At 71.7% G+C, this 12091-nt stretch carries 12 protein-coding genes; 5 read left to right on the forward strand and 7 right to left on the reverse strand.

Annotation, left to right across the window (positions count from 1 at the left end; all coding sequences use genetic code 11):
- Window positions 1-172: 172 nt before the first annotated feature.
- From ACFWNV_RS28140 to ACFWNV_RS28165, 6 genes are all read right to left on the reverse strand, one after another.
- Window positions 173-838 (reverse strand): 4'-phosphopantetheinyl transferase family protein, encoded by a 666-nt coding sequence (locus tag ACFWNV_RS28140; RefSeq protein ID WP_383952403.1) that lies wholly within the window; start codon window positions 836-838, stop codon window positions 173-175.
- Window positions 835-1611, reverse strand: coding sequence for a BTAD domain-containing putative transcriptional regulator (locus ACFWNV_RS28145; RefSeq protein ID WP_383952405.1), 777 nt, complete (start codon window positions 1609-1611; stop codon window positions 835-837). Before ACFWNV_RS28145 ends, ACFWNV_RS28140 begins: the two co-directional genes overlap by 4 nt.
- An 83-nt stretch (window positions 1612-1694) precedes the next feature.
- Window positions 1695-2519 carry a UbiA family prenyltransferase gene (locus ACFWNV_RS28150; RefSeq protein WP_383952407.1) on the reverse strand — a complete coding sequence of 275 codons (825 nt, stop codon included), beginning with the start codon at window positions 2517-2519 and terminating at the stop codon, window positions 1695-1697.
- Between the two features lie 231 nt (window positions 2520-2750).
- Window positions 2751-3449 carry a response regulator gene (locus tag ACFWNV_RS28155; protein WP_383952409.1) on the reverse strand — a complete coding sequence of 233 codons (699 nt, stop codon included), beginning with the start codon at window positions 3447-3449 and terminating at the stop codon, window positions 2751-2753.
- Complete coding sequence (locus ACFWNV_RS28160) at window positions 3433-4338, reverse strand: sensor histidine kinase (RefSeq protein WP_383952411.1); 906 nt, start codon at window positions 4336-4338, stop codon at window positions 3433-3435. Before ACFWNV_RS28160 ends, ACFWNV_RS28155 begins: the two co-directional genes overlap by 17 nt.
- A 364-nt stretch (window positions 4339-4702) precedes the next feature.
- Window positions 4703-5314, reverse strand: coding sequence for a MerR family transcriptional regulator (locus ACFWNV_RS28165; protein WP_383952413.1), 612 nt, complete (start codon window positions 5312-5314; stop codon window positions 4703-4705).
- A gap of 330 nt (window positions 5315-5644) precedes the next feature.
- Between ACFWNV_RS28165 and ACFWNV_RS28170 the strand changes: the two genes are divergently transcribed.
- The 5 genes from ACFWNV_RS28170 to ACFWNV_RS28190 all read left to right on the forward strand — a co-directional run bounded on the left by ACFWNV_RS28170 (window position 5645) and on the right by ACFWNV_RS28190 (window position 10888).
- On the forward strand, window positions 5645-7357 hold the full coding sequence (locus tag ACFWNV_RS28170) for a sensor histidine kinase (RefSeq protein WP_383952415.1): 1713 nt from the start codon (window positions 5645-5647) through the stop codon (window positions 7355-7357).
- Window positions 7358-7365: 8 nt separating this feature from the next.
- Window positions 7366-8025, forward strand: coding sequence for a response regulator (locus tag ACFWNV_RS28175; RefSeq protein ID WP_383952417.1), 660 nt, complete (start codon window positions 7366-7368; stop codon window positions 8023-8025).
- Window positions 8026-8069: 44 nt separating this feature from the next.
- Complete coding sequence (locus ACFWNV_RS28180; RefSeq protein ID WP_383952419.1) at window positions 8070-9527, forward strand: DUF2252 domain-containing protein; 1458 nt, start codon at window positions 8070-8072, stop codon at window positions 9525-9527.
- Between the two features lie 117 nt (window positions 9528-9644).
- Window positions 9645-10484 carry a J domain-containing protein gene (locus tag ACFWNV_RS28185; protein ID WP_383952421.1) on the forward strand — a complete coding sequence of 280 codons (840 nt, stop codon included), beginning with the start codon at window positions 9645-9647 and terminating at the stop codon, window positions 10482-10484.
- A 59-nt stretch (window positions 10485-10543) separates the two neighbouring features.
- Window positions 10544-10888 (forward strand): rhodanese-like domain-containing protein, encoded by a 345-nt coding sequence (locus ACFWNV_RS28190; protein ID WP_383952423.1) that lies wholly within the window; start codon window positions 10544-10546, stop codon window positions 10886-10888.
- A gap of 28 nt (window positions 10889-10916) precedes the next feature.
- Here the strand turns inward: ACFWNV_RS28190 and ACFWNV_RS28195 are convergent, their stop codons facing one another.
- Window positions 10917-12068 (reverse strand): acyl-CoA dehydrogenase family protein, encoded by a 1152-nt coding sequence (locus tag ACFWNV_RS28195; RefSeq protein WP_383952425.1) that lies wholly within the window; start codon window positions 12066-12068, stop codon window positions 10917-10919.
- Between the last annotated feature and the right edge of the window lie 23 nt (window positions 12069-12091).

A 12091-nucleotide genomic window follows, 5' to 3' on the forward strand; every position in this document is an offset into this window, starting at 1 on the left:
GTACGAGAACGCCCCGACAGCACGCCCAGGCACGGCACCAGACGCCGCGGACTCGGCCGACAAGATCCGAAAGAGACGACCTAGCGGCGGCCCGCCCGACAAACGACAGGAGGGCGGCCCCCGGAACTTCCCGGGGGCCGCCCTCCTTCCTGCTGTGTCCCGCTTCCGGCCGTCAGGGCCGCCACGGTGCGACGGTGACCCGTGCGTCCGCGCTCGCGGACGCCACCGAAGCGGCGTACCCCTCGGGGGAGCGGATGCTGCGCACGTACCAGTCCCGGGCCGAGCCCGGGACGAGGGCGGCCCGCCAGGGCCCGAAGGCGTGCCCGGTGTAGCGGGGCGGGTCGGCCTCCAGGCCGGTGCCCGCCGCCTTCACGAGCGCCTCGGCCCGTGTCCACTGCTCGAAGCCGTGGGTCGTGCGCACGCCCTGGACGCAGGGGATGCGGCTCCAGTCCATGTGCGGCCGCACCCGCTCGATGTCGACTCCGACCGGGACGTCCGGGCTGTCGCCGATCGCGACGACCGCGTACGCCGCCGAATGGGACAGGCTCACCGACAGGGTGGTCCCGTCCGGTGCGTAGGGCACCGGTCGGCCGTGCTCCCGGCTCTCGCAGCGGGCGCAGGACCGGCGGAAGGCCACCTCGGCCGGGTGGATGCCGAGTTCCCGCCCGAGCAGGCTGCGGTAGACGTGGTGGATGGCCAGGTAACGCAGCCGGTCGGTGGCGCGGCCGAAGCGGGCCAGCCGGTGCCGCTCCCGGGCGTCCATCACCGCGTACGCCTCCTCGTACGGCGCCCAGGCCGCCGCGTCGGCGGTGGGGACGGTCCAGATCCGGATGCTCACGCGGCCGCTCCGCCGGCCAGGATGTGGTGCTGGAGGCGGCGCAGGTCGTCGGAGGGCTCCAGGCCCAACTCCTCGGCCAGTACGTTGCGTACGTGGTGGAAGGCGCGCAGGGCGTCGCCCCGGCGGCCGCTGCGGTACAGGGCGTCTATGAGGCGGGCGTGCAGCCATTCGTTCAGCGGATCCACCGCGACCAGCCGCAGCAGTTCCGGTACGACCTCCCCGTGGCGGCCCAGGATCATGATGACCTCCACCCACAACTGCTGGGCCCGCGAGCGCAGTTCCTCGATCCGGGCGCCGTGTCCGGTCAGTACGCGGCCCCGGCTCACATCGGCCAGGGCGCGCCCCCGCCAGAGGCCGAGCGCGGTGTCCAGCCGTTCCAGCGCGGCTTCGGCGTTGCCGGCGCGCAGGTCGGTGCGGGCCTGTCCGTACAGCTGGGTGAACTGCTCCAGGTCCAGCCGGCCGGGGGCCAGGCACAGCGCGTACCCCGTGCCCTCGGTGGTGATGACGCGGCGGACGTCGGTGTCGCCCAGCTCCCGTCCCAGCTCCTGGCGCAGGTGGTAGACGTGCGTACGGACCGTGCTGACCGCGGTGGGCGGCGGCGATCCGTCCCACAGCTCCTCGACGAGCGTGTCCACCTCGACGATGTCCCCGGCGCGGACGGCCAGGAGGGCGAGCAGTTTGCGTACCTTGGGCCCGCGCGGGCGGTGCGCCGAGGGGCCGTTGACGGCCTCCAGCGGGCCGAGGATGCGGATGCCGAAACCGTCGTGGCTCATGGCGGCGCCGGTTCGCTCGTCCGGGCGGGCCGATGCCCGGGGACGTATCTGACTGTGCCTCACTGTGGTTCCCCCGTTGTCGTTCAGCCGATGGGCTGGGCGAAAGCGACGAGATGCGCCGCGTACTGCGTGACCATGAACATCCGGTAGGGCAGCCTGCGCCGGGAGCGCGAGTGGTCCGCGTGTCCCGTGAGCGCCGCGGCCGCCAGTGCCAGCGCCCCGCCGAGCAGGACGAACGCGGGGGCCAGCAGCTGCGGCGCGGACAGCAGCAGGGCGGACAGCAGCAGCCCCGCCCCCACCGTCACGGCGCTCAGCGAGACGACGGCCGCCGTCCTGGCGTACCCCCACAGGACCGTCCAGTTGCGGCGGCCGTGCCGGGCGTCGCCCGCGGCGTCGGAGAAGTCCTTCGTGACGGCCCCGACCAGCCCCATCCACAGGCACGTCGCGGTGCAGAAGGCGATCAGCGACGGCGAGACGGGGCTCCCGGAACACACGATGCCGGCGGTGTAGGTGAGGCCGCCGCTGACGATCACGGTGGCCATGGTGCCGGGGGTGCTGGTCTTGAGGGCGATGCCGGGAGCGGAGTAGAAGAAGCCGAGGAGGAGCATGCACGCGGTCGCCGTGAGCATCGCCGGGCCGATCCACGCCCCGCCGGTCAGCGCCACCGCGGCCATCACCTGCGCGGTACGACGGGCGTCGGCGGGTGACAGCGCGCCGCGTCCGATGGGGCGGGTGGAGCCGTTGGCCCGGTCCTCGTCGACGTCCGTCACCCCGTTGAAGAGGTAGACGGACGTCGCGGCCAGCAGCCAGATGCCGGCCCCGCCGAACAGGGTCGGGGGCAGCGTCAGATAGGACGTGGCGCCGGCCGTGGCGGCCAGCAGGAAGCGCATCAGGAAAATTGCCTGCACCGCTACCCGGGATTCCTGGAAGCAGAGCAGCAGGACCCGGACCCATTTCAGGGAAACGGACGATGGAGATACCGGTCTTGTGGAACGCTCAATTCCATCGGAGATTATGGGCGTCTTTGTCGACATGGCTCGAATATATTTGAATGCCCCAACCCCGGGGCAGACCCGCTGGGAGTAACCCGGATACTCTCAAAGAGACATACGGGCGGGCCTGTTGTGCAAACTTTGGTGCTATCCCCTTCCAGCGCCCGGCCCGTCCTGCGGCCCCGGCCTCCTGATGAGCCGCGCATCAATTGCCTTGTTCGCCGCGTCGATACGTGAGATGGCGCCGAGTTTCTCGAATACGTTGCGCAGGTGCCGCTTCACGGTGCCCTCGGTGATGCGCAGCCGGACGGCGATCTGCCGGTTGCTGAGGGCGGCGGCGACGAACGTGAGCACCTCGCGTTCGCGCGGCGAGAGCGTCTGGTGCGAGGTGCTGAATCCGACGGTGGGAACGCCGCTGCTCGGCAGGGCGATCGTGACGTGCGGATCGCGGGTGGCGGTGTTGCGCAGCGCCGCGAGCAGCGATTCGCGCGGGACGCTCTTGTGCAGGTAGCCGCGGGCTCCGTGGGCGAGCAGTTCCTGCACCAGCTGGGCGTCGCTGTGCATGGTCAGGATCAGTACGTGCAGCTGGGGGAAGCGGGTGGTCAGGGCGCGCACCACGGTGGGTGCGTGGTGACCCGGCATCTCCACGTCGAGGAGGACCACGTGGGGCCTGGTGCGTTCCACGAGCTCGGCCAGTCCCTCGGAGGTGTCGGTATCGGCGACGACGGTGAGGTCGTCCTCCGAATCGATCAGCTCGCACAGGGCCCGGCGGAGCAGTGAGTGGTCGTCGACGGCGATGATGCGGAGGGGCTCGGCGGCCGGGCGCGGCTCAGTTGGCGTGTGCATGGTTCTCCGTGTCGAAGGGGATGGACAGCGTGATCGCCGCCCCCTGCCCCGGAGAGCTGTCGATGGTGAGCCGGCCGCCCAGCAGTTTGGTGCGCTCGGTCAGGGAGGACAGCCCGTTTCCCCGCTGCTGGGCGTGCGGGTCGAAGCCCTTGCCGTCGTCCCGCACCGATGCGTCGACCCGGCCCGCCTCGACGCGGACCGCCATGTCGATCCGGGAGGCGCGGGAGTGGGTGAAGGCGTTGCGCAGGCATTCGCGGAGCATGAGGTACAGGTCTTCGGTCAGTTCGTCCGGCAGGAGGTCACCCGGATCGGTCACGTGGATGTCGACCCGCAGGTCTTCCATGGCCATGGCGGTGACGAAGGCGGAGAGCGAGACGTAGAGGGACTGGGTGGCTTCGGCCCGGGTCCGCAGGTCCGTCACGATGTCCCGCGTGGTGTACAGCGTCTCCAGGATGGCCTGCTTCAGGGCCTCCAGCCTGGTGTCCGTTCCCGAGGGCTGCCGGGTGAGCTCGTAGAGCTCCAGCTGGCGCAGGGCGAGGCTGGCGGAGCTGCCGATGCGGTCGTGGATCTCGCGGGCCATGCCGTCGCGGCCGTGCCGGGTGGCATCGCGTACGACGTCGAGCAGGAAGAGGTCGTGCCCGGTGGAGCCGGCTTCCAGCCGCTGGGTGATCGACGACTGCAGCACGGGCAGGATCTTCATCAGGCAGGTCTGGTCGTCCGGCCGGCCCGAAGCGATCCGGATGAGGTGGCTCGTGGCGACCTGGAAGAGCAGGGCCCCGGCGCGCACCGAATGGATGGGTGCGATTCCCTGCGAGATGCGGGCGCCGCTGAGCCTTCGGGTTTTCGCGATGAGATGGGTGTCGAGCGGTTCCTCGGTGCCGTCTTCCATCGCGCGGAGGCATTCGGCGAGAATGTGCTGGGCTTGTTCTCTGCAGGTGGCCCATGCTTCTGGATTCGAGCCTAATGGATTGTGATGCTCGACCAGGGTGTCTCGGTAATCCTCAAGTAATTCCGGCAGCTGGTCCTGGAGTTTCTTTGCTAAGCCCACCCCCCCTTCTCCCGTGTCGTGTGGTGTTTCGATCCCGTGTCCGTCTGGGTTGTACCGCAAGATCCCCCGCCCTTGCTGTAGCCCGAAGTCGCCCTCCCCTTGCGGTCGTTCAGTCTGAAGGAGGGGGCTCCAGTGATCACCAAACAGCATGCACGTCAACAGTAGGGGCGTCAACCTTAAGGTACTTACTGGACGGTAGTTGCAGTTACGGACATTCGGACGGTTCTTGGGAGGAAGCGTGCTCGTGGATAAGACGGCGCAGTGCGGAAAATGCGACGTCCCCGAGAACGGTTCCCGTCACCATGTGCGCGGCCGCGCTCTCCGGATCGGGCTGTTCGTGCAGGAGGCGGACCTCGGCGGCCACAACCGGTTCCAAGGCGTCCGCATAAGTGTCCAGAAGACGCAGCAGATCGTCATGTCCGAGCCACTCCACCGCGACGAGAGTCTGCGTCAGGGTCTGCCACGCCGGATTCTCCGGACTCACCCGCCAGTTCCGCGACCGGGCCAGTGCGTGAACACGCTCCCGGGCCCGGTCCCAATTCTGGTCGTGCGCCTCCGAGCCGGGCGAGGGCAGGGCGTACTGGATGGTGCCGCACAGTTCACCGATCGGCGGCGGCGACATGTCTATCTTCCGCACCACGCGGCGGGCGGAGGAATAGGAAAGACCGCCGACGTCCAGCAGGGTTCTGACCAATACGGCTCTGCGGACATGGGACTCGTCGTACGCGGGAAGAGCGGGGAGCAGGCCCATGCGCACATAAAGCTGGAGGACACGGAGGGGTATGTGGATCTCGGCGCTCAGTTCCGCTAGCTGCACGCCTCTTCCACCCGCCGATCTTCGCTGTCGCCGGTTTCCCTGCGTGATCCATTCCTTCTGGTCATGGCAGGACCTTAGGTAGGAGAGACGAGGCTCACAAGGCAGAGCGGCCCGACGGGCGGAATGCTGCCTCCAAAGAGGTAGGGGAGTATTCCCCTTCGGAGGAAGGCGGCCTGTACCGGAGAAGCCGGAGGCATTGCCCCGGAGGCGCGCAAGGGCCGCACCCGGGCCATACCACCCACGGTCAGAGCTGTGCCAGAAGACTTTCGTCGCGCAGGGCGCGACGAAAGTGGGCTGTCCGGCGGCGGGGCGGTGTCTAGGGTCGGGCGGGTGGATGTGACGGCGAGGGTGCGTGCGGGCCGGGACTGGCTGAAGGGGCCCGAGCCCTGGACCCGGCGGATGCTGGCGGGGGACCTGGCGCTGGCCGGGGTGCTGGTGCTGCTCGGGCTGGGGATCGAGGAACTCGACAAGGGCTCCGGGGCCCGGATGCTGGCCAGTGCCGTGGCCGTGGTGCTGCTGACCCTGCTGCGGCGGCGGCTCCCCGTGCTCACGCTGGTGGCAGGCTCGGCCGTGGGCGTGTACCTGCCCGGGGCCTTCCTCGTGGCGATCCCGCTCGGCTGGTCGGCGGGCCGGCGCATCGTCGGCGTCGGCCGGGCGCTCGGCGCCTTCACCGCCGCCTTCGTCGCGGCGATCGCCCTCAACATGGTCAGGGAGTGGTCGCAGGGGCGGCCGCTGCTCATCGCCGTCTTCGGCACGCTGATGTTCCTGGCCATGGTGGTCATGCCCGGTCTGGCCAGCCGCTACTGGTCCCAGCGCAACACCCTGCTGCGCGCCCTCCAGGACCGCAACGCCCAGCTGCTGCGCGAGCGGGCGATGGTCGCGGGACAGGCCCGGCTGCGCGAACGCCAGCGCATCGCCCAGGACATGCACGACAGCCTAGGCCACCAGCTCGCACTGATCTCGGTGCACACCGGTGCGCTGGAGGTCGACCCGGTCCTGACCGACCGGCAGCGCGAGGCGGTGGGAGTCCTGCGCCAGGCCTCGGTCGCTGCCATGCACGAGCTGCGCGAGGTCGTCGGCATCCTGCGGGACGGGGTGGAGGCACCCCGGCCGGTGGAGGAGGCGCAGCCCGCCGCGCGCGGGGTGGCGGGCATCGCCGGGATCGTGGAGTCGGCACGGAGCGCGGGGACGGACGTACGCCTCACCACGGCGGGGCAGCCCAGGCCGCTGGTCGCGGCGTGCGACCACGCGGCGTACCGGATCGCACAGGAGGCGCTGACCAACGCCTACAAGCACGCACCGGGTGCGCCGATCACGGTGGAACTGCGCTACGAGGACGACTCCCTGGTGGTGGAGATCGCCAACGGCCCGGAGGCCGGCCCGGGCGCCGGTGAGGTGGTGTCCGGCGGGCAGGGGCTGACCGGTCTGCGCGAACGGGCCCGGCTGGTCGGCGGCATGGTCTACGCGGGAGCCGTGGACGGGGGCGGGTTCCGGGTCGCCGGGGTGCTCCCGTACGGCACCGAGCCGGCCGGGGCCGAGATCACCGGAGCCGAGGAGAGCGGAGCGGGCGGGGTCGCCGACGACTTCGGTCAGCAGCTGCGGGCCCGCCTGGGCGGCGGCGCCCCGGAGCCGGTGGACTGGGCCGTGATCGACCGGAAGCTGCTGAGCGGGGGCACCCGCTCCGGGGGAGTGGCGATGGGCTGCGGGATCGCGGTCGCGGCCGTGGTGGTGCTGCTGATCGTGATCGGGGCCGCGGTGGCGCTGCTCATCGGCTCGGTGAGCGACGCGACGATCAGCCGGGACGACTACGACGGCATCCAGGTGGGCGAAGCGGAGGGCACGGTACGGTCGCGGCTGCCCAGCGGGGACAGCATCCTGACCGAGGGACTCGACCGGAAGGGGCCGCCGCGTCCGCAGGGCGCCACCTGTCTGGCCCTGCTCGCGGAGGACGGCACCGAGGAGTGGGGCAGCGACAGCGTTTTCCGGTTCTGCTTCAAGGACGGCAAGCTCGTCGAGAAGCAGGCGTACCAGGCCAAGCAGTAGGAGCAGGGGTGACAGCCAAGGTGATCCGCGTGGTGATCGCTGACGACGAACCGCTGATCCGGGCCGGGATCAGGATGATCCTGACCTCGGCGGCGGACATCGAGGTCGTCGCCGAGGCGGCGAACGGCCGGGAGGCGGTGGAACTGTCCCGGGCACACGCCCCGGACGTGGTGCTGCTGGACATCCAGATGCCGGTGATGGACGGGCTGACGGCCCTGGCCGAGCTCGGCCGGGCGGTCCCCGAAGTGCGGGCACTGATCCTGACCACCTTCGGGGAGAAGGAGAACGTGCTGCGGGCGCTGAGCGGCGGCGGCGCCGGGTTCCTGCTGAAGGACTCGGCGCCCGGGGAACTCATCGGCGCCGTGCGGGCGGCCGCGGCCGGGGACGCGTACCTCTCCCCGGCGGCGACCCGGCACGTGGTGGACCAGATCGCCTCCGGCCGGGGCGCCGGCCGCGAGGAGGAGGCACGCCGCCGGGTGGCCGAACTGAGCGAGCGCGAGCGCGGGGTGCTGGCGCTGCTGGGGGAGGGGCTGTCGAACGCGGACGCGGGACGGCGGCTGCACATGAGCGAGGCCACGGTGAAGACGTACGTGAGCCGGATCCTGGCGAAACTGGAATGCGAGAACCGGGTGCAGGCGGCCCTGCTGGCCAGGGACGCCGGGCTCTAGATACGGTCGGGCCGAAATCCGATGGCGATCAGGGGGCGGGGCGCATGACGGCGGTAGCGCAGCAGCAGGGCGTGGGATCGGAGCCGAAGGTACGGATCCCTGTGGTCGAGGGGTTCGCCGCGCGGCAAGCCGCGGGGTCGTCGAAGGCCGTCGGGTCGGCCGCCGGTTCGCCCCGGGAGGCGGGCAAGGCGCTGCGTGCGCTGGTGCCCCGGTCGGTGCACGCGCGGTTCGAGGCACCGGCCGACCGTCCGGACGCGGTGCGGGCGGTGGAGGAGTCCAACGTCGGGCGGGTCGCCGAGCTCGCTCCGATACGGGTGGGCCGGATGGCCGCCAACCCCTTCACGTTCCTGCGCGGGGCGGCGGGGCTGATGGCCCACGACCTCTCCGGTGGGCCCGTGACCGGGATCGGCGCGCAGATCTGCGGGGACGCCCACGCGGCCAACTTCGGGCTGTACGGGGACGCGCGCGGCCGACTGGTCATCGACCTCAACGACTTCGACGAGACCGTCTTCGGCCCGTGGGAGTGGGACCTCAAGCGACTGGCCACCTCGCTGGTCCTGGCCGGCCGGGTGGCCGGCGCGGACGAGGAGACCTGCCGGGCGGCCGCGCACGACGCGGCGGGCGCCTACCGGCGCACGATGCGCCTGCTGGCGAAACTGCCGGCCCTCGACGCGTGGAACGCCATCGCGGACGAGGAGCTGGTCTCCCACACCGACGCCCGCGACCTGCTGGGCACCCTGGAACGCGTCTCGGAGAAGGCCCGCAACAACACCTCCGCCCGGTTCGCCGCCAAGTCCACCGAGCTCACGCCCGACGGCGGCCGGGCCTTCGTGGACGCGCTGCCCGTGCTGCGCCGGGTCGGGGACGGTGAGGCGGCGGCCGTGGCGGCCGCGCTGGGCCCGTACCTGGAGACCCTGCAGGGCGACCGGCTGCCACTGCTGGCCCGGTACGCGATCCACGACGTGGCCTTCCGGGTGGTGGGCACGGGCAGCGTCGGCACCCGCTCGTACGTGGTGCTGCTGCTGGACCACCGGGGCGAGGCACTGGTCCTCCAGGTGAAGGAGGCCAGGCCCTCCGCACTGCTGCCGCACCTGCCCGGACTCGGCTTCGTCTCCCCGCCGGAGGAGCACGAGGGCCGACGGGTGGTGGCCGGGCAGAAGCGGATGCAGGTGGTCTCCGACATCCTGCTGGGCTGGACCACGGTCGAGGGGCGGCCCTTCCAGGTCCGCCAGTTCCGCAACCGCAAGGGCAGCGTGGACCCGGCGGCGCTGGCCGCCGACCAGTTCGACGACTACGGGCGGATGACCGGAGCCCTGCTGGCGCGGGCGCATGCGCACAGCGCCGATCCGCGGCTGCTGTCCGGGTACTGCGGCAAGAGCGACGAGCTGGACGAGGCCGTGGCCGGCTTCGCCGTGGCCTACGCCGACCGGAGCGAGGCCGACCACGCGGTCCTGGTGGCGGCGGTGCGGTCCGGCCGGATCGCCGCGGAGTCCGGGGTCTGAGCTTTCGGAGCTTTCTGAGCACGGAGGGTCCGGGGTCTGAGCGGACGGGATGTTTCACGTGAAACCGGTGGATGTTTCACGTGAAACACCCGGGCCCCAGGGCCTTAGGCTGGCCGGGTGAGCGAGCAGACTGTTCCCGAAGAGTCCGAGCCCGGCTCCGGCCCCGGCCCCGCTGCCGACGAGCGGCCCGAGGCGCGCCTGGAGCGCGCCGTGCGGGCCGCCGAACAGGCGCTGATCGAGTTCGAGATCGCGGTGGAGACCTTCCGGGTGGAGGTGGAGAACTTCTCCCGGCTGCACCATCAGAAGCTCGGCCCCATGTACTCGCGGCTCGACGAGCTGGACGCGCGGATCGCCGAGGCGAAGGCGCAGCGGACCGGGGACCCGGAGGACCTGCGCCGGGCGCGCGAGGCCCGCTCGCTGGTGATGCCGATGCCCGGTGTCGACGAGCTGTTCCACGACTGGCTGGACTCGGACGGGATGTCCGACGACGCCTCCGCGATGCTGACGGACCGCGCGGTGCGGCCGCCGGAGCGGGTGCGGCCCCCTGAGGAGGTGCGCCGCCTCTACCGCGAGCTGGTCCGCCAGGCCCATCCCGACCTGGCCCAGGACGAGGCCGAGCGCGAGCGCCGCGACGAGTTCATCGCGCGGGTCAACGCGGCCTACGGGCGCGGTGAGGAGCAGGTGCTGCGCGAGCTGGCACAGGAGTGGGCGGCCGGCCCGGCGCCGGCCGAGCAGCGGCTGAGCGAGAGCGAGGAGCTGTACGAGCGCCTGGAGTGGCTCTCGCGCCGCAAGGAGCTGCTGTCGGTGGTGGCCCGGGACCTCGAGGAGAGCGCGATCGGGTCGATGCTGCGGATGGCCCCGGAGGACCCGGACCGGCTGCTGGAGGAGATCGCCGAGCAGCTGCTCGGCGACGTGGAGAAGCGCGAGGCGGAGCTGGCGGCGCTCACCGCAGAGTGAGGCCGTGGCCGGGTCGGATAGGTTGGCTCAGCTATCCGTGACGAGAGAAGGCGACAGACATGAACTCCGGACCGCTTCCCTCGGTGGACGCCTCCGCGCTGCCCTCCGAAGCCTTTGTCCTCGACGTTCGCGAGAACGACGAATGGGCGGCCGGCCATGCCGAGGGCGCCCTGCACATCCCGATGAGCGAGTTCGTGGCGCGCATCGGTGAGCTGACCGAGAAGATCGAGGACGAGCGCCCGGTCTACGTGATGTGCCGGGTCGGCGGACGCTCCGCCCAGGTCGCCCAGTACCTGCGCGGCCAGGACATCGACGCCGTGAACGTGGCCGGCGGCATGCAGGACTGGGAGGCCGCGGGCCGCCCGGTCGTCACCGACGCGGGCACCCCGGGCTTCGTCGTCTGAGACGCCGACGCGCGCCGTCGGCCACGGCCTAGGCGAGGGGGTGGGCGGCCAGCAGGTCGCCCAGCGCCTCCTCGTGGGCCGCGGCCGGGCCGAGCTGGAGCTCCAGCTGCTTGGCCCAGGCGTGGTAGCGGTGCAGCGGGTAGTCGGTGTCGGCGCCGAAGCCGCCGTGCAGGTGCTGTGCCGTCTGCACGACGCGGCGTACGCCCTCGGAGGCCCAGATCTTGGCCACGGCCACGTCACCGGCGCTCGGCAGCGGTCCGCCCGCTCCGCCCGTGGAGGCGTCGAGCCGCCAGGCGGCCTGCCAGAGGGTGACCTCCATGGCGCGCAGGTCGATGTAGCGGTCGGCGGCCTGGACGGCGACGGCTTGGAAACTGGCGACCGGGAAGCCGAACTGCTCGCGCTTGCTCGTGTACTGGCTGGTCATGGTGAGCACGTTCTCGCCGAGGCCGAGCGCGAGCGCACAGGTCCCGGTGGCAAGGAGCTGGCGCAGGTGGTCCCAGGCGCCGGGCGTCTCGACCAGGTGCGCGGCCGGAACCCGTACGCCGTCGAGGGTGAGCTCGGCGAGCCGCTCCCCGCTGGTGGAGTACTGCTCGGCGAGGGACAGCCCCTCGGCGCCCCGGGGGACGAACGCGAGGACGGCATCGCCCTCCCCGGTGTGGGCCGGTACGGCGATCCAGTCGGCGCTGTGCGCCCAGGCGACGGCCGTCTGGAGGCCCTCCAGGACCCAGGTGTCGGCGTCCTGTCGTTCCTGCCGTGCGGTGACGGACAGTTCGGCCGGGTCGTGGCCGCTGCGGCCGTGCGCGGCGACGGTGAGGACGAGGCTGCCGTCCCCGGCGCCGGGCAGCAGGGCGCCCGCCAACTCGGGGCTGCCGTGGGCCTGGACGGCCATGGCGGTGGCGCAGTGCTCCAGGAGCGGCACCCGGGCCAGCACCCGCGCCGACTCGCGCAGGACCAGGCACAGGGCGATGGCGTCGAGTCCGGAGCCGCCGTGCTCCTCGGTGAGGACCAGGCTCAGCAGGTCGGAGTCGGCGAGCTTCGCCCACAGCTCGCGGTCGAACTCCTGGGCCACCGCCCTCGGGGTGAGCGCGGGGCTGGGCACGCCGTCGGGGGCCACGTCCGCGAACACGGCCTTGGCCGCCTCGACGGCGGCCTGCTGCTCCTCGGTGAAGGTGAAGTCCACTGCCTGTCCTCCCGCGTACCCGA

It is taken from the genome of Streptomyces sp. NPDC058401 (assembly GCF_042722885.1).
GTDB lineage: Bacteria > Actinomycetota > Actinomycetes > Streptomycetales > Streptomycetaceae > Streptomyces.

What these genes read in the sequence shown, in the direction of transcription:
- ACFWNV_RS28190 (WP_383952423.1), top strand. Translation starts at nt 10,544, where the DNA reads ATGAACTCCGGACCGCTTCCCTCGGTGGACGCCTCCGCGCTGCCCTCC.
- ACFWNV_RS28180 (WP_383952419.1), top strand. Translation starts at nt 8,070, where the DNA reads ATGACGGCGGTAGCGCAGCAGCAGGGCGTGGGATCGGAGCCGAAGGTA.
- ACFWNV_RS28160 (WP_383952411.1), bottom strand. Translation starts at nt 4,338, where the DNA reads ATGGAAGACGGCACCGAGGAACCGCTCGACACCCATCTCATCGCGAAA.
- ACFWNV_RS28145 (WP_383952405.1), bottom strand. Translation starts at nt 1,611, where the DNA reads ATGAGCCACGACGGTTTCGGCATCCGCATCCTCGGCCCGCTGGAGGCC.
- ACFWNV_RS28155 (WP_383952409.1), bottom strand. Translation starts at nt 3,449, where the DNA reads ATGCACACGCCAACTGAGCCGCGCCCGGCCGCCGAGCCCCTCCGCATC.